General features: G+C 70.4%; 18 protein-coding genes and 2 pseudogenes. 9 read left to right on the top strand and 11 right to left on the bottom strand.

Annotated features, from left to right (window positions below; all coding sequences use genetic code 11):
• The first annotated feature begins 21 nt into the window (after window positions 1-21).
• Window positions 22-315, top strand: a complete 294-nt coding sequence (locus tag AC0VY3_RS36615; RefSeq protein WP_475551849.1) for a hypothetical protein — start codon at window positions 22-24, stop codon at window positions 313-315.
• The gene (locus AC0VY3_RS36610) at window positions 312-485 is read left to right on the top strand and encodes a PIN domain-containing protein (RefSeq protein ID WP_181010981.1); all 174 of its coding nucleotides are present in this window, start codon (window positions 312-314) and stop codon (window positions 483-485) included. The genes AC0VY3_RS36615 and AC0VY3_RS36610 overlap by 4 nt, the downstream gene beginning before the upstream one ends.
• Before the next feature lie 424 nt (window positions 486-909).
• Here AC0VY3_RS36610 and AC0VY3_RS36605 read toward each other — a convergent pair whose 3' ends face one another.
• On the bottom strand, window positions 910-1668 hold the full coding sequence (locus tag AC0VY3_RS36605) for a hypothetical protein (protein ID WP_103510804.1): 759 nt from the start codon (window positions 1666-1668) through the stop codon (window positions 910-912).
• Between the two features lie 87 nt (window positions 1669-1755).
• Between AC0VY3_RS36605 and AC0VY3_RS36600 the strand changes: the two genes are divergently transcribed.
• On the top strand, window positions 1756-2229 hold the full coding sequence (locus AC0VY3_RS36600; protein ID WP_181010982.1) for a hypothetical protein: 474 nt from the start codon (window positions 1756-1758) through the stop codon (window positions 2227-2229).
• Window positions 2230-2534: 305 nt separating this feature from the next.
• Here AC0VY3_RS36600 and AC0VY3_RS36595 read toward each other — a convergent pair whose 3' ends face one another.
• Window positions 2535-4094 carry an RICIN domain-containing protein gene (locus AC0VY3_RS36595; protein ID WP_475551848.1) on the bottom strand — a complete coding sequence of 520 codons (1560 nt, stop codon included), beginning with the start codon at window positions 4092-4094 and terminating at the stop codon, window positions 2535-2537.
• Between the two features lie 433 nt (window positions 4095-4527).
• On the opposite strand from AC0VY3_RS36595, the pseudogene AC0VY3_RS36590 reads away from it, so the two are divergent.
• Together AC0VY3_RS36590 and uppS are read left to right on the top strand one after the other, a co-directional pair.
• Window positions 4528-4659, top strand: a pseudogene (locus AC0VY3_RS36590) (MHYT domain-containing protein); the annotation flags it as partial.
• A 624-nt stretch (window positions 4660-5283) separates the two neighbouring features.
• Complete coding sequence (gene uppS, locus AC0VY3_RS36585; protein ID WP_103510807.1) at window positions 5284-6918, top strand: polyprenyl diphosphate synthase; 1635 nt, start codon at window positions 5284-5286, stop codon at window positions 6916-6918.
• A gap of 48 nt (window positions 6919-6966) precedes the next feature.
• Here uppS and AC0VY3_RS36580 read toward each other — a convergent pair whose 3' ends face one another.
• Window positions 6967-7608, bottom strand: coding sequence for a hypothetical protein (locus AC0VY3_RS36580; protein ID WP_103510808.1), 642 nt, complete (start codon window positions 7606-7608; stop codon window positions 6967-6969).
• A gap of 511 nt (window positions 7609-8119) precedes the next feature.
• Here AC0VY3_RS36580 and AC0VY3_RS36575 point away from each other — a divergent pair.
• On the top strand, window positions 8120-9412 hold the full coding sequence (locus AC0VY3_RS36575; protein ID WP_475551847.1) for an IS256 family transposase: 1293 nt from the start codon (window positions 8120-8122) through the stop codon (window positions 9410-9412).
• A 96-nt stretch (window positions 9413-9508) separates the two neighbouring features.
• Here AC0VY3_RS36575 and AC0VY3_RS36570 read toward each other — a convergent pair whose 3' ends face one another.
• The 3 genes and pseudogenes from AC0VY3_RS36570 to AC0VY3_RS36560 all read right to left on the bottom strand — a co-directional run bounded on the left by AC0VY3_RS36570 (window position 9509) and on the right by AC0VY3_RS36560 (window position 13001).
• Window positions 9509-10525, bottom strand: coding sequence for a DUF6292 family protein (locus AC0VY3_RS36570; protein ID WP_475551846.1), 1017 nt, complete (start codon window positions 10523-10525; stop codon window positions 9509-9511).
• A 271-nt stretch (window positions 10526-10796) separates the two neighbouring features.
• A pseudogene (locus AC0VY3_RS36565) lies at window positions 10797-11367 on the bottom strand (transcriptional regulator).
• Entirely contained in the window at window positions 11367-13001 is a 1635-nt protein-coding gene (locus AC0VY3_RS36560; RefSeq protein WP_475551845.1) for a helix-turn-helix transcriptional regulator, read from the bottom strand. Before AC0VY3_RS36560 ends, AC0VY3_RS36565 begins: the two are co-directional and overlap by 1 nt.
• 93 nt (window positions 13002-13094) lie before the next feature.
• Here AC0VY3_RS36560 and AC0VY3_RS36555 point away from each other — a divergent pair, with 93 nt between their 5' ends.
• The gene (locus AC0VY3_RS36555; RefSeq protein ID WP_475551844.1) at window positions 13095-15845 is read left to right on the top strand and encodes a helicase associated domain-containing protein; all 2751 of its coding nucleotides are present in this window, start codon (window positions 13095-13097) and stop codon (window positions 15843-15845) included.
• A gap of 238 nt (window positions 15846-16083) precedes the next feature.
• Window positions 16084-16803 carry an HNH endonuclease family protein gene (locus AC0VY3_RS36550; RefSeq protein WP_475551949.1) on the top strand — a complete coding sequence of 240 codons (720 nt, stop codon included), beginning with the start codon at window positions 16084-16086 and terminating at the stop codon, window positions 16801-16803.
• A gap of 191 nt (window positions 16804-16994) precedes the next feature.
• Here AC0VY3_RS36550 and AC0VY3_RS36545 read toward each other — a convergent pair whose 3' ends face one another.
• The 4 genes from AC0VY3_RS36545 to AC0VY3_RS36530 form a co-directional block, all read right to left on the bottom strand.
• A complete protein-coding gene (locus tag AC0VY3_RS36545; RefSeq protein ID WP_475551843.1) occupies window positions 16995-17333 on the bottom strand; it encodes a hypothetical protein in 339 nt (112 codons plus the stop codon).
• Window positions 17334-17489: 156 nt separating this feature from the next.
• Window positions 17490-18386, bottom strand: coding sequence for a hypothetical protein (locus tag AC0VY3_RS36540; RefSeq protein ID WP_475551842.1), 897 nt, complete (start codon window positions 18384-18386; stop codon window positions 17490-17492).
• Between the two features lie 875 nt (window positions 18387-19261).
• Entirely contained in the window at window positions 19262-19846 is a 585-nt protein-coding gene (locus tag AC0VY3_RS36535; protein WP_475551841.1) for a hypothetical protein, read from the bottom strand.
• A gap of 91 nt (window positions 19847-19937) precedes the next feature.
• Window positions 19938-20123 (bottom strand): hypothetical protein, encoded by a 186-nt coding sequence (locus AC0VY3_RS36530; RefSeq protein ID WP_475551840.1) that lies wholly within the window; start codon window positions 20121-20123, stop codon window positions 19938-19940.
• Here AC0VY3_RS36530 and AC0VY3_RS36525 point away from each other — a divergent pair.
• Window positions 20122-20505, top strand: a complete 384-nt coding sequence (locus tag AC0VY3_RS36525) for a hypothetical protein (protein WP_475551839.1) — start codon at window positions 20122-20124, stop codon at window positions 20503-20505. The two genes, AC0VY3_RS36530 and AC0VY3_RS36525, sit on opposite strands and share 2 nt — an antisense overlap.
• A gap of 75 nt (window positions 20506-20580) precedes the next feature.
• Here the strand turns inward: AC0VY3_RS36525 and AC0VY3_RS36520 are convergent, their stop codons facing one another.
• Window positions 20581-20967 carry a DUF6009 family protein gene (locus AC0VY3_RS36520; protein WP_475551838.1) on the bottom strand — a complete coding sequence of 129 codons (387 nt, stop codon included), beginning with the start codon at window positions 20965-20967 and terminating at the stop codon, window positions 20581-20583.
• Window positions 20968-21080: the final 113 nt, after the last annotated feature.

The raw sequence follows: 21080 nt of genomic DNA, 5'->3' as shown, positions 1-21080 counted from the left end.
GATCCGTGACGTCGGCAGTACGTGACCTCCCCAGGAGATTCTACCGGCGGTAGAATCTCCGGTACGAGCAAACCGACGAGCATCGAAACCAGCGAGGCCGTCCGTGACCGGCTGCGGCTCCTGGCGGAAGAGCGCGGTACGACGATCACCGATCTGATCGAGGAACTCGCGTCGAAGGAGCTCACCGCCACCGAGCGCGAGCAGCGCGCCGCCGAGGCCGCCCGCGAGCTCGGCGTCGAGTTCACCGAGCAGGTCCAGCAGGCCGGTCAGGACGCCTGGGCGAAGATCCGCAACCACCAGGACCGCGCCGCGTGAACCTGACTGCCGTACTCGACCACTCCTGGCCCGACGTTGAGTGGCCGGTCGCGCACGCGGCAGCCATCGCCTGGAGCGCGACCCGTGAAGGCGAGCCGGTCACCGTCCTGTCCTTGGTCCCCGACCTGTACACCGCCACAGGCATCGTCCCGCTCGATCCCACCGCGTAGACGAGCGCGGACGAAGATGCAGTCGGCTGCCCGCGATCGGGGCGGGAGCGCAGCTGACCGGGCCCTCGAGCTCCGTCTCGCTACTGCCGGGCTCGAACTCGCCGCGCAGGTGACGGGCGTGGGCCTCGATGCGGACACCGGGCACCTGCACGCCGCCCTGAAACTCGGCGTTGGTCACGGCACGAATCTCAAGCGTTCTGAATGCTCCTGAATACCAACTTATGCCGCACCTCGGCCGAACACCTCCCTGCGGGCGGGAAGGGTCTCCTTGCGGGCCCTGCCACACGGGATCGTCGACACCGACCAGGTCCTCCACACCCGGGCAACCGGCCTGCTCGACGGGCCCCACGCCCACCTGCAGAGCGCGCTCGCCTGCTGGCTGGCCATCACGCCAAACCGCCCCGCCGCTGCGGAACGACGACCGTCAACGAGCCTGAACCGATCCCGGGGACGGAGGGAGGACGATCAGCGAGGTCAGAATGGGAGAGGTCCTCGTGAGGTCGCTCTTTGCCTCAGCGGACAGTGCCCTGAACTGTTCCACGGTGGCCTGAACCGCCTCCCGGACCTTCTCCGGATCAAGCTCTTCATCCGCCTTGGGCTTGAGGGACCGGACCTTCTCGATGACCGATTCAACGAACGTCTTCGCCTCAGGTGCAAGGGAGTCGATCTTCGCCTTGACGAGGTCGCGTAGCTCGACCGCCTTCTCGTACAGCCTGGGCGACTTCTCCTTGAGGGCCTGCAGCAGTTCGTCCTCGTTCGCGTAGTCACCGGCGTGGGAGGCAATCTCTTTGAGGACGGCCTTGTCCTCATTCGTCAGCCACAGGTAGAAGGTGGACGCTTCCAGAGGGAGGATCCGGGCGAGCTCGGAAAGCCGCTCCCCGGACTCCAGAAGTGACGCAAGGCTGAGGAGCGGCTCGTCCAGCGCAGCCACACCGGCCAGCACCCGGGGCAGGGCTGCCTGCACCAGGGCGGACCGCGCCCGCTCTCCCCCGGCCGCTTCGGTGGCGGCCGGGCCCGCTGACCCGGTGGCCGGCAGCCCAGCACGGGCCCGGGCGGAGAGGCTGCTGGAGGGCGGCGCCTCGTGGGCGGACGCCAGCGGTGCGGTGGCGGAGAGTGCTGCGACGGTCAGAACTGCCAGGGCGATGGAGGTCCTGGCCGCAGTGGCGACGGGGGTCCTGGGCATGATGCGCTCCGTTCCGTTTCGGGGGCAGACCCCGGGCGCGCGGCGCGGATACCGGGGGCTGGTGCGCCGCTGTAGACCGGGGTCCTCGTGACGGAGCGTCGCACGGCCGAAACGACCGCGCAGGAGGAGGAAGCCAGATGGAGGCCAAGCATCGACCTCAGTCGGGCAGCCGCCGGCACACCGTTCGCCGCCTACACCAAGCGGGCCGCCGCCGTCGCCCAGGTGGTGGAGAAGGCGAAGGAGGAGGGGGAGGGGGAGGAGGAGAAGGCGTCGGCCCTGGAGGCGTTGGAGGCCGCGCCCTCGGGCCGTCGCCCGGCGCTGGAGGCGCTGGCCTACCTCGCGCTGTGCGGGATGCTCGCGGCCGGGGCGCTTGCCACCCACGCCGCGCTGATCGCCCCTCACCTCGAGGCCCTGACCCCGTACAAGCCGCTGATCCTTGCGGCCGGGAGACTCGGGGGCGGATTCAATCCGTCGTCGCAACACCTCATGATCAGCGAGGTGTGGGATAGTTCGTCGTCAGCAGGCAGCCGATCGGGCGACACGGTCAAAGTTGAGGCCTAGGGGATCTACGACACCGGCGCGGATACCGGATGGGTGCCGGTGGGCTGAGACAGCGCCGCCTTCCGTGTTCCTCCCTGCCCCGCTGGGGAGACAGGGAGGAACAGCAGCGCTCGCGGCAGCCATCAGCTGGTTGAGCACTGCCGGCCCCGGCAGGGCCAGGGGCTACCGGGTCATGGCCTGGAGAGCGTGCTCGCCGCCTCGGCCTTCACCCAGGAGAGTGACCTGGAAACCGGGTTGTCCGATGACCATGCTGACCGAACGGCGGAACGTCGGCTCGCTGCCAGAGCACCCGGCAGGGCACCTTCTCAGGAGATGGAGAACACCGAGGCCCAGTTCTGGCTGGGCGTGCCGGCGGAAGCGGTGTTGGCGGTGACCGCCTGGCCGGCGGTCGCGTTGCCGTCCAGGACGAAGCCGGTGGCCGGGTTGGTCAGGGTGTACGTGCCGACGGCGTTCTGGGTCACCTGCCAGCGTTGGTTGGCGGTACCGAGGTAGAGGGGCTGCAGGGACGCCTGGCCGCCGGCGGTGGTCGGTGCGGTCAGGTAGAGCGGAACTGGGCAGCTGTCGTAGATCCGTGCGGTGCCGTCGCTGTTGGAGGTGAACTTCCAGCGCTGCGAGGCCCGGGAGGTGTCCAGAGCGGCGAACTCGGCCACGGACGGGATGCCGCCGCTGCAGGTCCCGCCGCGCTGCAGGGCGACGCCGCCGCCGTTGCTGAGCGCGTGGTAGGCGTTGTCACCCACCACCGTGGGGCCGTAGTTGATGGCGCGTGAGTCCAGCGCGGTCAACGCGGCGCCGGTGGTGGACAGCGGCGGAACGGCCGTCGGGCGCACGTTCTTGAACCAGTCGGCGAAGGTCGCGGGCGTGTGCGAGGCCAGGGTGGTGATGGAGCGGTCCCAGCTGCCGTCCACCTGGTTCCACAGCTGGAGCAGCGAGGCGCCGATGTTGCCCTGTACGTGGTCGCCGGTCTGCCAGCCCGCAGCGGCGGTGAACGGGTAGGACGAGCCGTCTGGCCACACGTAGCGCTCGTCGCCCAGCAGATAGGCGGCTACCGCGTCGGCGAAGCCCTCGGTCCAGGCGCAGGTGGCGGACGACACCTTCTCGATGTAGTGCGGGTTACAGTTGGTGACATTCGGGAACGTGCCGTTGTACAGCTTGTGCTGGAAGAAGTGGCCCGACTCGTGGAGCACGGTGTGCTCGGAGTCCGGGTCGGCATCCGCCAGATGCACAGTGTTGGACAGGTCGTACCACGGGCCGTCGGAGGACCCGGCCTGCCAGCGCAGCGTCAGCGTGGTGCAGGTCGCGGCGTTCGCCTCGGCGGTCGTCCAGCACGGGGTCGTCGAGTTGGCCCGGCGCGACCAGAGCAGGTTGACGGTGTCGAAGGCGTGCCAGGCACGGGCCGCCGTGATGGGTTTGACGGTACCCAGGTTGACGTTCGCCGATACGTTCGTCTGCGTCGGCGTGTTGTGGGTGTAGACCGTGCCGGAGGCGTTGGCGACCCGCCACACCTGGTTGTTGCGGGTGGCGAAGCGCACGTACAGGCGGTCCATCGAGGTGGTGTTGACCGGGGTGTAGCAGAGGTTGAACGAGCCGTTAGCCGCACCGGTGAGCTGGGTGCCGGCGTTCAGCTTCTGCTCGATGTCGGTCGATCTCTCCCGACCCCAGAGCTCGACCGAGGCGTTGCGGGCGGCCCTGGTCAGGGTCGGCTTGGCGGTGCCCGCCTCGGCGGACTGGTAGTCGAACTGAAGAGTGCCGCTCAGGCATATGGGCTGCGCGGCGGAGGCGGCGCCTGCCGAGAGCGGCACGATGACGCCTGCGGCGAGCACCGTCGGCACCAGCAGGCGCAGCAGGGTGGTTAATCGTTGTGACACGGATGTCCTTCCGGAAGACGCGGGTCCGCCGACCGGCGGACCCGGGGCACGAGTGAGGCCGGGGCACCCCGGCCTTCGGCTCATGACGGACCGTCGGATGACGGGCCGTCGGATGACGGACCGTCTGAACCGTGAGTCATCGTCGGTGCAGCGCCGCGCCGCGCACCAGCCGCCCGCCGGGGGCGCGCGGAGTCACAGCCGGCGGTTGTGGAGCTCGTGTGTGCGCCCGGCGCACGGCTCGGACCCAGCCGCGTACCCCAGGTGTGCCGCGTGTCCTCGCCTGGCCGGTCGCCCCGGACCGGCTCAAAAGCCCGTCTCAAGACCGCTTTCAGACCGCGTCATCGGATCAAGGCAAGCAAGACGAGAGGACTTCCAGGGGGCGTGCTCAGCACTGGGTGAGTCCGAACTGGTGGAGCAGGCCGGTGCTGAGATCGTGAGCGCTCTCGTCTCCAATTTCCACTACGGGGCAGTGACCCCGGTCGCTGCTTTCCTGATGGCCTGCCTGAGTGCGGTTCTGGGGCTGCGGTGCACGACCCGCGCGATCCGGCGCGGTAGGTGCCGCTGGGGGCTGTGGGCCACAGGCGTCCACCTCCTCGGCGGCGGAGCCGTCAGACCGCGAACAGCGACCGGATCCGCGGCCAGAAGGGGGTCGGAGCCTCCAGCGTGGCCAAAACCGTCCTTACGAGCGGCCATCGCCGCCACGGCGTACACCCGGGTCCTCCCAGCAGACCCGCGGAGTCTTGCGCTGAGATCTCTACCGAGCCCGGGGCGGTTCAATTGGCAAACTCGCACGCTTGTTGGCAAACGACGCTGAGGTTGTTCGGTAGTTACTCTGCGTTGTGGGACAAGTAGGTAGATGCCTCGTCAGAGCAAGGCGCTACAGGGGGCACCCGACAGCAGGGACGTCAGCGGACCCGACTGTCCCCCACTCTCGTTCGAGCGATCGTCGTCATCGCCGCGCCCGGCGCACGGCTTGGACTCTGATGGCCCGCCAGGCGCAGATCCAGTCACTCGTCCGATCGACGATCCTGCGGGCCCGCCACCACTTTGCTGCCCGGTACCGGCCGGTCGGCGTCTCGTTAGTGATGGGAGGGTCGCCGGCCCATGGTCGGTGAGGAGGAGGTGTCGTCTGCCGCACTGCACGGGTGCGGTGTGCTGGCGACGGCGTGGTTGAAGGGGAGGTCTGTGCATGACGAGTGGTGAGACTTCGTTTGGTTCGTCCGAGTTGCGTGAGTCCTACGAACTGTGTGAGGCGGTGACCAGGCAGTCCCACGCGCCGCTGTGGCGGGCGGGTGAACTGCTGCCCGCTTCGGTGCGCCCGCACATGCATGCTGTCAACGGTTTCGCTCTGTGGACTGACGCCATCGCCGACAAGGGCGGAACCGCGGCGGAGCGTGGGCGACGGCTTGCCCGTTGGTATTCCGCCGTCCGCGAGGGGCTGCGGTCGGGGGACAGCGCGCATCCGGTGCTGCGGGCATTCGTGGACACGGTTTCGCGGTGGGATCTCGACCGTGCGGTGATCGAGGAGCATATGGGCGTCCTGGAGACCGATTGCGTCCATCCCCCTGTCTTCGAGACGCTCCAGGACCAGCGGCGATATCTGAGGGGGGTGGCGGGTGCGCACTTCGAGCTGTGGTCCCCGCTGGTGGGCCTGAGGGATCCGGAGATGCTGGCACTGACCTCTTTGCTGGGCGAGGCGGGCCAGGTGGTCGACCAGTTCGAGGATATGCCGGAGGACCTCGCTGCCGGCCGGTGCTACCTGCCGCGCGCCGATCTGCGGGCACTGGGACTGGAGATGAGTGATCTTGTGCGCGGTGAACGTCCCGGGGCTCTGGCGGAACTGGCGCGCATGCAACTGGGCCGCTGGAAGGACCTGCTGGAGCAGGCAGCGCCGGTGACGGGAATGGCAGAGCGCGAGTATCAGCCGTTCCTGCACGTGCTGGTGCTGGGGGCCCATCTGCAGTTCGACGAGATCGCCCTCCGCCAGGAGCGGGTCTTCACCCAAGGTCTCGAGCCGCTGGTGTCTGCCGACGGGGCCTCCCGCCGCCCTGTATGGGCGCATGCGGAGGTGGACACGGTGCCCGAGCATGTCGCGGTCATCATGGACGGCAACCGCCGATGGGCCTCGGAGCAGGGCCGGCCGGCCTCCTGGGGGCATCAGGCGGGTCAGTGGTCCGCGATGCGCCTGGTCAACGCCGCACTGCGGCTGGGAGTGCGGCACCTGACCTTCTACGCGTTCTCCACCGAGAACTGGACCCGCTCTCAGGACGAACTGGACGCTTTGTTCGAGATCATGGGCGATGCGATGGCCCGCGGAGGCGTGGAGTGGCTGCACGACCTGGGGGTGCGGGTGCGATGGTGCGGGCGGCGTGACCGCATCGACCCGTCGCTGGCCTCCGCACTGACCCTGGTGGAGAGCATGACGTCGAACAACGAGACGCTGACGCTGACCGTCTGCGTCGACTACGGCGGCCGCGAAGAACTGGTGGAGGCCGCCCGCGCGCTGGCCGCCGAAGCGGCCACCGGAGCGATCCTGCCCGAGGACATCGGCCCCGCCGACCTGGACCGGCACATGTACGCACCCGGCCTCCCGGACGTCGATCTGCTGATCCGCACCTCTGGTGAGCAGCGGATCAGCAACTTCCTGCCCTGGCATCTGGCCTATGCCGAGATGGTCTTCGACCCCACTCCCTGGCCCGGCTTCGGCCTGGAGCAGCTACGGGAAGCGGTCACCGTCTACGCCGGCCGCCAACGCCGCTTCGGCGGCACTCTCCCCGGGCCTACCCGGCCGACAGAGCCAGCCCGCTCAGCAAAGCCGGCCTGAGCCTCCTGAGTCCGGGCCCGGCGTTCTGAGCCCGGGCCCGGACTCACCTCACGGCTTCGGCGGCGTGTACGTGCCCGCTACGGTCACATACCCCAGCACCGTGTCTTCGCTGAACGCGGATGTGCCGAACGTCGCGGTGTACGCCTCGAGCATCTCGGGGGTGGCGTACAGCGGCACCTCACTGAGCCGAACCTTCAGCGGCTTGCCCACCGGAACCTTGTCGGTGGACAGCTTTCCCTCCTCCGCCCCGCACCGGAGAGCCGAGGTGTGTTCGACAGTGACGCCGTTGACCTGGCACTTTCCCGACGCCAGTTCGTCCTTCAGAGCGCCCTCCAGGCCGGTGAGCAGAACGTTGCCCAGCGGCGACCGCACCGAGACCCCGCCGTCGAGAGCACCGTTGCCCTTGGCCTTTGGCAGCTTCGCCAACGAGGGGTCGCCTTTGCCGGAGCGCACGGGGAACCGCACCGCCGAACCACCGGAGGACTTGACCATCTCGGCAGGGGCCACAGCCTCGACCACCGCCCCCCTCCGGTCCAGCTCCGCCTGGACCGGCTGGGACCACCGGACCTCGACCCAGCCGTCGGAGACCGTGCCGTACTTCTCATCCGCCGCGGACGCCGTCCCCGCGAACTGCGCCAGCAAGGGCGCGGCCAGAGCGGCACCCAGAACGTTTCGTCGTGTCGCACTCATCGATGCGCACCATCCTTCCCCGGGCCGTAGGGCACGACCCGCGAGAAATCCTTCAGGCACCTTGCCGCCTGGTCTGCGGAGAGCCGGTAAACCACCCGAAGGAACGCAAGAAGACTCCGGCCGATGACGCGACACCTCAAACGCCAAGGGACGCCACCCTCACCCAGGACGATCACCGCCCGTGACCCGAGCTTGCCAACTTCCGCGCCACCCTTGCCAACTACTCAGCGTCACATCCGCCTGGCCAACGCAGGACCACACCGTCCATTGCCAGAAAGACTGCGTCATCACACTGTGGACGCTCGCGGCAGAAACCCGTACGGGCTCCGCCTGAGCGGCACGGTCAGTCAGCGCCGGTGCGCGCTCGTACGATGAGCTCCGTGACCACTCGCCGCGTCCTTGGCGCAGGACCCCAGACCCCCGCGGTCCGCATGCCTGCGGGGCCCCCGTTTCCGTACGTTGTGGGACTGTAAAACGTTCGGTGTAACTCCCGATCATGGAAGATGCATCGATGACCAGCAACAACGTGACCAAGGCCGAGCCCGTCGAGCCGTCTGAGACGGTGCCGTCGAAGTCTGTGGACGACCGGCTGATCGACGAGTTGGTGGGCCGGGCTCAGGCGGAGGGCCTGCAGCTGACCGGCGAGGGCGGGCTGCTCCAGCAGCTGACCAAACGGCTCCTGGAGTCGGCCCTTGAGGGCGAGATCACCGACCACCTCGGCTATGACAAGCACGATCCGGTGGGGAAGAACGGCGGCAACTCCCGCAACGGCACCCGCGCCAAGACCGTACTGACCGACGTGGGCCCGGTGAAGATAACCGTGCCCCGCGACCGCGAGGGCTCCTTCGAACCGAAAATCGTCAAGAAGCGCCAGAAGCGTTTGTCCGGCGTCGACGAGATGGTCATCTCACTCGCGGCGAAGGGCCTGACCACCGGCGAGGTCCAGGCCCACCTGGCCGAGGTCTATGGCGCCGACGTGTCGCGCCAGACGATCTCCACGATCACCGACAAGGTCCTCGAAGGCATGGCCGAATGGCAGAACCGGCCCCTGGATCCCGTCTATCCGGTGGTGTTCATCGATGCCATCCACGTAAAGATCCGCGACGGCGCGGTCGCCAACCGGCCCATCTACGTGGCCCTGGCGGTCACCGTCGAGGGCCGGCGGGACATTCTCGGGCTGTGGGCCGGCGACGGCGGCGAGGGCGCCAAGCACTGGATGCACATCCTCACCGAAATCAAGAACCGCGGCGTGAACGACGTCCTCATGCTCGTCTGCGACGGGTTGAAGGGGCTTCCTGACGCGGTCGAGACCGTCTGGCCCCGCACCGTCGTGCAGACCTGCGTGGTCCATCTGCTGCGGAACTCCTTCCGCTATGCCGCCCGCCAGGACTGGGACAAGATCGCCAAGCTCCTCAAGCCCGTCTACACCGCGGCGACCGAGGACGCGGCCCTCGATCGGTTCGCGGAGTTCGCCGACGCATGGGGCAAGAAGTATCCGGCAATCGTCAGGCTCTGGGAGAACGCGTGGGAGGAGTTCACCCCGTTACTCCGCTTCGACACCGAGATCCGCCGCATCGTCTGCACCACCAACGCGATCGAGTCCGTCAACGCCAGGATCCGCCGGGCGGTGAAAGCCCGGGGGCACTTCCCGAACGAACAGGCCGCCCTGAAGTGCGTCTACATGGCGATCATGTCGCTCGACCCGACCGGCAAGGGCCAGGCCCGCTGGACCATGCGCTGGAAAACCGCTCTGAACGCCTTCGATATCACCTTCGACGGCCGACTCTCCGCAGCACGTCAGTAACCCTCAACAACCCGAGTTACACCGCTCGTTTGACAGACCCGGGCGCCGGCCTTGTCGGTGCTGTCGTCCATGTGCTGCTCCTGTCCGGGCATGGGTTCAGGTGGTGAGGGCGGCGACGACGTCGCCGGGCAGCGGAGTGATGCCCCCGGTCAGGTAGCGCACCCCTTCGCCTTCGGAGGGGGGAACGGCGCCCTTGGTGATGGGGTGGCGGCGGGAGGTCGCGGTGCGCCACCCGTACCGCTCGTCCCAGACCAGGGCGGGTACCGGGGCCTGGTCGGCGTCGAGGACGAGCGCGGCGACGACCCGGTCGTCTCCGGGGAACTGGACGTCCGGCACGGCCTTGGTGGTGGTCCAGCCGGCCCGGTGCAGGGCGGCGGCCACGTCGGTCAGGTACGGGGCGACGTGGCGGGCGCGCAGGACGGTTTCGGCGCGGGCGGTGGCGCGGCGGACCTGTCCGGCCGGGTAGCCGAGCTGGGCGGCGGCCTCGGTGGGGGTCAGGGTCGGGTGCGCCTTGATGTAGTCGGCGATGCGGTCGGCGCGCAGCCGGGTCAGGGCGTCCTGCCCGGTGTTGCGGTGGACACCGAGCCGCTCGGTGACGGTGGCGGCGCTGATGGTGGGGTCGGCGTCGAGCAGCTCGGCGACGAGCGCGGCGACTTGGTCGCGCGGGACCTGGTCGCCCGTGCTCTTGGGGCGGCCGGTCCGCTGCGCGGCGTCGCCGGGGCGGCCCGCCTGGAACGCCTTCACCGCGCGGCGGGGCCAGTGCTCGACCCCGCCCGCCTCGACGCGCGCCTCCGTCAGGGCGGGGTCGCGCTTGTAGACGTCCCAGGAGTTCGGGGCCACCCCGAGCAGCGCCGCGCACTCCCGGCGGTCCAGGAGGTCCCCGTCGTCCTCGACCTCCGGCTCCGGGAGCGGAGGCACGGGCTTGCCCAGGAGGTAGGCGTCAACCTGCTCGCCGTCGTACAGCCGCGTCCGCGACCCCTCCGAGTTGATCGGCTCCGGGAACCCTTCGGCCGCGTACGGCTTCAGACGGGTGTAGTGGTCGATGCCGACGCCTTGCTGCGCGGCGAGGTCCGCCAGGGTGCGCACGAGGTGGTGCCGGCCTGCTCTGATCACGGGGGTACTCCTCCAGAACTCTGTGTCGAAAAACCGTAGCGGCCCGGGGTCGGGGCCGGTGAGCGGTACGCTGCGGGTGGGCCCCCTTCGGGGTGGTTGCCTTGCGGCCGGTACCCGTGCCACCCGTCTCACCCCCGTGGACGGACTGAGGGTGCCGGCCTTTTACGTTCCGGCGCTGCGCGGTCAGCGGGCGGCCCGGCGGGCACAGGACCGGTCCGCCCCGGCAACTCCAGTACCGGGGGCGGGCCTTGCCCTGGGTGGCGGGGTGGGGTCAGGCGGACCAGCCGATCGAGGACACGTAGCTGTAGCCGTCGTAGTCCGAGCCGAGCAGGTCCAGGACCTCGTCCCACACCGCGTCCAGCTCTTCCACGTCGTCGTCCATCCAGGCGTCCACGGCCCGGTCCCAGACCCCTCGGACGGTGACGCTGCGGCTGGACAGGTCGCGCCGGTACTTCTGCTCAACCCCGGCCTGGTCGACGGGGTTGATCTCGACGCGGGTCCCCCGCCCTCCGTTGTTCAGCCGGTGCTTGAGGTCGGCGGCGACGTTGCGGCGGCGCAGGTCCCAGTACGCCGCGTCGAGCGAGGTTGGCCTTGTTCGGGGTGCGTTCCTCGGCGAGCCAGGCCATCAGGGTGCGGGGGGAGACGTGGATTCCGGCGCGGTCCATCGCCTCGTACCCGGCGTCGGTCCGGGTGAGGTAGTTCAGGCGGGCGGCGAGACCGCGGTCGCTGTCGACGGGCGAGGCGATGCCGGTGACCATCTTCTCCATCGCGGTCCCGAGCGCCTCGGCCCCGGGTGCGCCGGACGCGCCGTACTGGCCGAAGTCCATCCAGCGGCCGGCCATCAGCGGGTCACCTTCCCGACGAGGTACGTGCCGGAGGTCTTGCCGTCACCGTGCTTGATCTTCATCTGGGACACTTCCCGGCCTTCGGTGAAGACCTGCCGCCAGTCGCCGGTGACGTGGAGTTCGTCGGTGCCGGTCATGGCGACGACGTCGAGGCCTGCCTGGTGGGCCTTGTACGCCTTGCCCCAGAGGTTCGCGTAGGCCTGGGAGTGGATGTTGTGCATCCAGTCGGGGCGGACCATTTCCCGGTTGTGGACCGACTCCCCCATCGTGCTGATGAACTTGGAGTACATCGCCTTCACGTACTCCAGCGTGAGCGTGTCCCCGATGGTGATGGCCTCTTCCCGGGCGGCACCGAGGAGCTTGCGCAGGGCGTCGAGGAAGTTCTCCGTGGCCCCCGACGTCCACGACTCGTGGACCACCGGGGCTTCGGTCAGTCCGTACCGGGGGCCGGACAGGCGCATCAGGAGGCGCAGGGTGGCGTCGGTGACCCACAGGGCGCCGGGCTCGTCACGGTCGCCGATCGGGTCCGGCAGATGCGGGTGAACCCACGGGGCGGGGGTGATCAGGTGGACCCCCGAGCGCTTCGGGCCGACGCCGTCCGCGCCGGTGGTGTGTTCCAGCTTCCCGATCGGTAGCCAGACCTTCAGGGCGGACAGGTAGGCGGCGTTGACGTCCAGGGCGGTGACCCGGACGTCGCCGGGGGCCTTGAGGGAGTAGTCGGGGTGGTGGAAGCGGGGGCGGGCTTCCCAGATCTGGTCCGGGTCCTTCTTCGAGGGCTTCTTCAGGATGTCCGGCAGGGCGGGGTAGGCGGTGTAGTCGTAGCGGGCGGTGGCCCGGGTCTCGTTGAACAGGTGCATCACGTCCGGGATCGCCCGCTTGATCAGAGCCTTGAGCGCGGCTTCCTCGTCCCCTCCGGAGCGCTCGGCTTCCTCCTGGACGGCCCGGCCGATCAGCACCGCCAGCTCGGCCTGAGCACGGTCGGCAGACTTCGCCCGGCGCTGCGGGCGGGTCGGCACCGGCGCGGGAACCGGCGACACCGCAGCCGCCGGAGCCAGGGCGGGCGCGGCCGGGGCGGCGGGTGGTGCCGCAGGAGGCGCGGCCGGGGCCGGTGCGGCGGCGGAGGGCTGGCACAGGGCGCCGGAGTGGAGGGGGCGGCCGTCGGTGGACTGGTAGGTCGTCTCGACACCGCACCGCACGCACGGGCCCGGGTGGCCGTCCTCACCGCGCAGCGTCTCCAGCCCGGTCAGCGCGGCCGGCACCGCTACAGCGGGCGTCTCGGCGGCGGCCGGTACGGGGGCGGGCGGTACAGGGGCGGCCCCGTACGGCTGATCGGTGAACAGGGCCGCGATCGGGTCGCCGGGGGCGGGGGCGGGGGCGGGGGCGGGGGCGGGGTAGAGCTCGGCCAGGCCCTCCAGCAGGCGCAGGTAGGGCAGCCTGCCGGGCGGAGTCGGGGACGACGTCCCGTTCTCCCAGGCAAGGACCGTGCCGCGCGCGACCCCGACCGCGCTGGCGACCTGGGCGCGGGTCAGCCCGGCCGCCTCGCGCAGCCGCAGGCGTTCCTCCGGCGGCGGCATGTCCTTGGCGAGCCGGGCCTCTTCGAGAAGCGATTCAACGCTCACAGGATCACTCATGAAAAAAGTGTATCACTATAGACCTAGATTTGATGTTAGATTGTGCACCGGCCGTATCAGCATTGGACGATGTGCAGCGAGGAGCATAGGGGCATGCAGCAGACACCGCAGGCAAGCCCGGACGTGATCACCCTCCGGCCCCACCAGGCCGAAGCCGTGGACGCGATCGTGCGGGGCCTGTCCCTCCCGGCCGACGGGACGCTGCCCGCACACGGGCAGCGCGGCCAGGTCCACATGGCCACCGGGACCGGCAAGACCATCACCGCGGCCAGGGCCGCGCTCAAGCTGTGCCCGGCCGGGGTGATCGGCGTCCTGGTCCCGACCCTGGACCTGCTGACCCAGACGATCGAGGCCTGGCGCAGGGTGGGACACAACGGCCCGGCCGTCGCCGTCTGCTCGCTGGGCGCGGACCCGCTGTTGGAGGCGCTCGGGGTGCGGTGCACGACCAACCCGACGCAGCTCGCCCTCTGGGTCAACTCGGGCCCGATGCTGGTGTTCGCGACGTACGCCTCCCTCGCCCCGCAGGGCCTCGCCGACGACCAGGACGACACCCCGGACGCGACCGCGCCCGGCGTCCTGGAACAGGCACTGCGCGGCTCCTACGGCCAGACCATGGCCCCCTTCGACCTCCTGGTCATCGACGAAGCCCACCGCACGTCCGGCAACGCCGCGAAAGCGTGGGCCTCCGTCCACGACCAGCAGCGGATCCCCGCCGCCCGGCGGTTGTACATGACGGCGACGCCGCGCCTGTGGGAAGCCGCCCCCCGGACGGCCGGCGAGGAGGCCGACGGCGACGGTGACGAGCCCGGCGCGGACGGGGCGGCCAACACCCCGCAGAGCGGCGGGGAGGCGCTGGGCGGGCGGCTGGTCGCCTCGATGGACGACACCAGCCTGTACGGGCCGGTCCTCCACGAGACCGGCCTCATGGAGGCCGTGGAGCGGGGAATCCTTGCCCGGTTCGAGGTGGACGTGCTGGAGATCCGCGACCCCTCCCCCATTGAGGAGGACGCCTCGCTGGAGGAGCGGCGGGGCCGCCGGCTCGCAGCCCTCCAGGCCGCGCTCCTCAAGCACGCCGATGAGTCGGGCACCCGCAGCTACATGACGTTCCACTCCCGGACGCTGGACGCGATGGCGTTCGCCCGCGCGATGCCGGAGACCGCCGCACGCCTCCACGCCGCCGACCCCGCCGCCTACCCGGCCCGGATCGGCGCGGAGTGGCTCTCCGGAGAACACCCCGCCACCCACCGCCGCGACGTCCTCGCCCGGTACGCCGACGGGCTCGACGCCGAAGGGTGGGTCACCGAGTTGTCGTTCCTCGCGTCCTGCCGGGTCCTCGGGGAAGGCGTCGACATCCGGGGCACGCGCGGCGTCGGCGCGGTCGTCTTCGCGGACACCCGCAGCTCGCCGGTGGAGATCGTCCAGATCATCGGGCGGGCCCTGCGCCAGGAACCCGGCGACGGCAAGGTCTCCCGCATCATCGTGCCCGTCTTCCTGGAGCCCGGCGAGGACCCCGGCGACATGATGGCCTCCTCCAGCTACCGCCCCCTGGTCGCGATCCTCCAGGGCCTGCGCGCCCACGACGACCGGGTCATCGAACGCATGGCCCTGCCCACCACAACCGCGCGCGGCCAGATCACCTCCGTCCTCGCCCTCGACCCGCAGCAACCGTCCCCGGCCGACCAGGACGACGAGCACGACCAGGGCGACGGCCAGGAGCAGGACGGCGAGCGGGAAACCGTGGCCGGCACCGAGACGCGTGACGACGACGATCGAGACGACCAAGCCGACGACGAGGACAACGAGGACCAGGGCGACGAGACCGACGCGGCCCCGGGCATCGCCCCCGGCACCACCACGCCGCTGCTGCGGTTCTCCCTCCCCCGCGACCCCGCCGCCGTCGCCCTGTTCCTGCGGACCCGCGTCCTGCGCCCCGACTCCGAGATCTGGCTCACCGGCTACAACGCCCTGCGCGCCTTCGTCGACGAGCACGGACACGCCCGGGTCCCCAGCGACACCACCGTCGAACTCGGCAACGGCGACGGCGCGTACGGGCTGGGCTCCTGGGTCAGCGAACAGCGCCGCGCGTTCAAAGCCCAGACGCTCAAGGCATGGCGGACCGACCTGCTGAACGAGGTGGGCATGGTCTGGTCGGTCGCGGACGCCGGCTTCTGGAAGAACCTCGGTGCCGCCCGCGCCTACTACACCGCCCACGGCAGCCTGGCCTGCCCGAAGGGCGCGGTGTGGGACGGCGTCCCGGTGGGGCAGTGGCTCTCCAACCTCCGCCGCCCCGGCGGCCTCGGCACCAACCCCGACCGCGCCCTTGAGCGCCGCCGCGCCCTGGAGGCGATCGACCCCGAGTGGAACCCCACCGGATGGTCCGTCGACTGGCAGCGCCACTACGCCGCCGCCCGCCACCTCCTGGCCGAGGAACAGGGCGGTGTCGAACTGCTGCCCGGCTTCACCGTGAACGGGGTCGACGTCGGCACCTGGACCACCCGCCAGACCGACCCCGCCATCTGGGACACCCTCCTGCCCGAGCAGCGCGAACGCCTGGAGAAACTCGGGCTCACGCGCCGGACCGAGACCGCTCCGGCCGCCACCGCCGGGAAGAACGGAAAGGGCGGGGCGTTCGAGCGGGGCATCACCGCGCTCGCTCAGTACGTTCAGCGCGAGGGACACCTGAAGGTCCCCCGCCAGCACACCGAAACCGTCCTCATCGACGGCCAGGAACACCACATCAAGGCCGGGGTGTTCCTCTCCAACCACAAGAGCAGGCGCGCCAAGCTGACCGTCGAGCAGCGCGAGCAGTTCGCCGCCCTCGGAGCCGACTGGGCCACCGCCTGACACCCCGACCACGGCCCCATCGTCCCGCGCCCCCTGGCCCCACCGCCCGGGGGCGCGGTCCGTTCCGCAGGCGATTCCCCGGGACCGGCCCGGACGCCATACCCGCGCATCGGAACACCGCGGCAACGGGGCGTGGGGGCCTTTCGCTCGATCGAATGACGGGACCTCACCACCAGTGCTGAGCTGCGAGTATGAGGCTGCATCAGCCCCTCGATCTGCTGGAGTGACCCCCGTGACGCTGCGCCGCCTCGGCTTCCTGCCCACCGTCCTGCTCACCGCCGCCGCCCTGACCGCCTGTACCGCCCAGAGCGTGGAGGCCGACGACCCCAAGCCCTCCGCCACCGGCACCACCGCACCGTCCGGTGCACCCGGCGGAGCACCGGAGAGGGGCGGGCTCACGCTCGCGGACGCCATCAAGAAGCTTCCCGTCGCGGAGGAGCAGCGCACCGGCTACGAGCGCGACTCCTTCAAGCACTGGGTCGACGAGGACGGCGACGGCTGCCCGACCCGGCAGGAGGTCCTGATCGCCGAAGCGGTCACCGCTCCGGAGCAGGGCGCCCGGTGCGCGCTCAGCGGGGGCAGCTGGATGTCGTACTACGACGAGGTCGAGGTGACCGACGCGAGGAAGCTCGACATCGACCACATGGTGCCCCTGGCGGAGGCCTGGGACAGCGGCGCTTATGACTGGACGCCGGAGCGCCGCGAGGCCTACGCCAACGACCTCGACGCGGAGCGGTCGCTGGTCGCGGTGACCGCGAAGACGAACCGGTCGAAGGCCGACCGGGACCCGGCCGCGTGGATGCCGCCCGCCGCGTCCGCGACGTGCACGTACCTCGTCGACTGGACCGCGACGAAGCTCCGCTGGAACCTGAGCGCGGACCAGGCCGAGCAGACGGCCCTCCTCGACCTCGCCGGGCCGTGCGCCGACTCGACCGTCGAGTACGAACCCGCCGCCTGAGCAGGATCAGGCGGCCTCCGACCACCAGAAGGCCTGGTGCCGGAGGAGGCAAACCCCCCTCCGGCACCAGGGGCTCGAGCCGTACTCCGGGGACCCGGGCCTGTCCCGCACACCCATACGGCGCGGTCTGCTCCGACCCTATCCAGCCGTGCGACCGGGCCGCCGCGGCGAGAACCCCTTCATGAAGGCCTTCACGAAGCCGACTCAGGCTTCCGGCCCGCTCGGCTGTCCTCGGCAAGGAGACGGTCACGCTCGCGAATCCGGCCGATGAAAACCCGGGTATCCGCAATCGACATCCCGAGGGCAATCGCGACCTCCTCCACGGTGGCACCCGCCCGCACCGCCTGACGCACCGCGTCCCGGCGAGCATGGTGGTACACACTCGAACTCAACCTGATCAAGGCCAAGGCGTCGTCGACATCCACGTCCCCGTCGTCGCGCACCAGACGCTCCGCACACGCAGTGAGCCGCGCGGCCTCGTACAGGGTCTGCCGTCGAGACCGGGCCAACCACTCGGCGTACCCGCTCACCCTTCCACCGTACGTCCGCCGACGCCCAGCAGCCCCGGTCAGCCCGTACGTCATCAACCCCGGCGTACGTCACCGAAGTGACGTACAGCGACGGCTTCCCGCCGATCGGCGGGAAGCCGCAAATCACTGACCTGCCCTGATGCCCACCCAGCCTGGTCAGCGGAGGGTGCGGATCGTGGGGTCCTGGCCGAGCCGGGCGATCTGCTCCCGGAGATCAGGGTGGTCGGACAGGTCCAGGTGCCGCGGATCCGCCGCGTAGCGCAGCAGGCCGAGCATGCGGTGGAGGATGTCGGCCTCGTGCTGTTGGAGCTGCCACTGCTCGTCGACCAGGCCCAGGCGCTCCGGGCTGAGATGGGCTCGTGGATCTTTCCGGAACCGCAGGTGTTCGGCGAGGCACGCCTTGAGGGCACCGGGCCAGGTCATGTCGACCTGTTCCGGGGCGGTGCCGTCCCGCCGGACAGGTGCGGCCATGAGCGTCGCTTCCTGTGACCGGTTCGCGCGCTGCTGGAGATCCGGGATGGCGATCAGGGCCAGCGCGGTGGTGTGGATGGTGCCGGCGTTGGCCAGGGCCCAGTCCCGCTCCGCCCGTCGGCGGCGGCGCTCGCGGGTGTGCTCGACCCGCTCGTGCTGGGTACGGGGGCGGGTGCCGTCGGCACGCGTGGACTTGCTGAGCTGAAGGTGCCGGCGCTCGGCGGACTGCCGGTTCTTCAGCTCCAGCGCGTCGGCGACCCGGGCCCAGGTCACGCCCAAGGAGCGGGCCAGCGTCATGAGCATGAGCTCGTCGTCAAGGAGCTTGTCCCGCAGCATCCGGATCACCAGGAGCGCGGCGAGGACGTCGGTCTCGGACGCCTCCGGCTGGAGACGTCCCTGGGCACGTCGGCAGGTCTGGTCGTACCGGCGGGCGATCTCCCCTAATCGCTTCTCGTCGTACTCGATGCCGAAGGGATCCTTGCGCCGGATGCCCCCGGGGTCTGCCAGCATGTGCGCCCAGGCGCGCTCCCGGTCGACCTCGGCTTCCGGACGGTCGGACCGGCGGGGCCTGCGTGTCGTCATGACGACGACTCCTCTCGTCGTCCGTGTGACGACTGAATCGTGCGACGGTTCAGCCGGGCGGCCGTTTTGTTCCCGGACGGGCGGCACGGCGGCTCGCTCCCCGCACGCGGCGGCGTGAGCGCGCTGCCCTTCCGGGCCCAGCGCGAACGCACGGCCGCCGCCGCGGCCAGGGTGAATGCGGCCAGGACCGCGACTACGTACTGCGAGACGACGCTCTCGATGACGGACTTCCACATGATGATCGGCGCGCACGAACGTGCGCGGACTCCTCTGCTCGGCTCGGTGCTCCACGGGAACGCGCCGGAACAGCACGGCCCGTCGGACAGCGGGACTCGACGGCGCGAGCGGCCGACGGAGCGTCCCGGTGCCACGAGTCTGCCGGGCACGGTCAGATGGCACATGCCACCAGCGGCCCCGGCGCATCATTCGCCATGGTTCGCCAGCCCCAGCCACAAGACAAACCTGCATATAACTGATCACTGAATGTCGCCTTCCGGATGCATCGTGTAGGCCAACAGCGCTTGCGGAAGCGCCAGTTCGGGGCAAGCGCCAAGAAGTCCGGCCCGGCAGCGCCGCACTCGGCATCAGCTGGGCCGCAGGGAGCCGAGTGTTTACGCCGGCCCTCTCCGCGCGCCGCCCGGCGAGCACGGTGGCGCCGCTCCCGGCCGCCGGTCTTTCTGCCCGCCGGGTCCAGCTGGGGCTCACGCCGTCGCCCGCCAGGCGCCACCGGCTCGCCGCCGCAGCTCCACCCGGGCCACAGGCGACCACCGGCCGGAGTGGACCAGAACGGATGCCAGTGGATCCGGACCGACAGCAGAAGCAGGCGGCGGCGCAGCTCGGTAACCCGGTGCCGGGTCCGGTCCGGCGCTTAGTGCTCAGCGGGGAGAGGCCCAGGTCTGGCTGTACAGGTCGATGCCATGGATCCGGGGGACGAGAGCAGTGTCAGCAACGGGAGGCACCGGCGACGGCTCGGACTCCACGGTGACCGCCACGACAGCGAATCTCCGGCGCCCGCCGAAGACCTCGTTGAGCTCCGCGAGCGCCTCCAGGTGGTCGGAGCTGAACACCGGGTCCAAGTCCGCGACCACCCACACCATGACCGCTGCCTCCGTGGCACGGCCGTAGGTCACCAGCTGGCCGAGGTGCTTGTGGTCGGCCGGGCCGAACTGGGCCTCGATGGCCACGAGCCGCCCCGACTCGTCCCGGGCGGTGATATCCGGCCTGATCCCGCCGACAAGCCGCTCCCCTCCCCGCCGGTCGATGTGGGTCCACCGCTCCCCGACCGGATTTTCCCGGTCGGTGAACTCCAGCCGCCGCACGCCCACGTACGGGGCCAGCCGGTCGAGGTTGCCGATCAGCCAGGGGTGGAAGTCGGCCACCTCGCGTGGCCACAGCACTCGGGGGTCCGCCACCGCCCGCCAGCACGCGCCGCGTCCGGACTCAGCCTTCACAGCAGTCATCACGCCAGTCTCGCGGCGACCACTGACACCACGCTCCTGTCAAGATCAAGTACCTGGCGAGACTGCCCCGTCGGCCCTCGGTGTCGGCCGCCTACGGCCGCAACTCGGCCCTTCTCCACTCGGCGGCCACCGCCCCGGCCTGGACGCCGCTGTTGTCGCGCACCAGCGGTAGGTGTCGCGGCACTTCCCACTGCGCACGGACCATGGGCGGCTCGCGCGGCGGCCCAAACCGGCCGACGGCGTGCCGCACCTGGGCGACGATCGTTTGACCGGGCATGAACCGATTCCTCCGCGTCCTGGCCGTGGGCGTCACCGCCGCCGCTCTCGCCACCACCCTGGACGTCCCCGCGCACGCCGCCGCCTCCGCCTGCACACACCACTTCTCCGGCCCGCAGGTCTGCATCTCCACGGACGGAGATGCGGGCAGCGAGAATCCGGGCAGGGTGACCACGGCCTGGACCAACCCGCCGCGGGGCAAGCGGACGGCGACGGTGCACATCACCGAGCCCGGCGGAATGCGCTACACCCTCACCGCCCGCCGCTCGCGCGGCCAGCTGATCGCCAGCTTCACCCCCGGGGCCCTCCGCGACGGCAAGCTCTGCGCCCGCTACCAGGGCTCCAGCCGCACGGCGTGCGTGCAGATCATCGACCGCACCTGATCAGCTTCCGACGCTGAACCCGGAGGCGTCCTCGTCGGAGTCGACCGTGACGGAGCCCACGGACCCGGGGATGGTCTAGGAGCGGGTGGCCACTATGGCGGAGGGACTGCCCTGCTGCGAGCGGGGGGTCTTCTCGCCAACGCGGTTGGGCTGGATGGTTCGGGGGTCGACGGCTTCCCCGGGGGCGCCTTGACGGTAGACCCCTTCGGGGTCGGAGTCGCGGTCGTGGGGCAGGAGGAAGAACACCCTGCGCCGGTACAGGCCGCTGTCCGGGTCGGCTTCGGCGTCGACGCCGAGCTCGATGTAGCCGATCATCCGGCCGTCGCGGGCGTAACGCGGTTTGCTCCTGCGGCGGGGCGTCTTGTCGAGGGCCTGGCGAACGTAGTCGAGGTGTTCGGGGTCCTCCAGCCACACCACGTTCTCTTCGTGGGCGAGGTCGCTGTCGGTCAGTAGCGAGCTCATGGCCGCGCCCTCTCCTTCGTCGGCGTGCTCCGGGTGTGCCGGTGCACGCGTGATGTATCGGTTCCCACGGCTGGTGCAGGGCAGTTGTGTTCGCCGCCCTGAGGGCTCGCGCC

The sequence above is a fragment of the Streptomyces sp. iso_384 genome, assembly GCF_056172905.1.
This window is presented reverse-complemented; position numbering and strand designations above follow the sequence as displayed.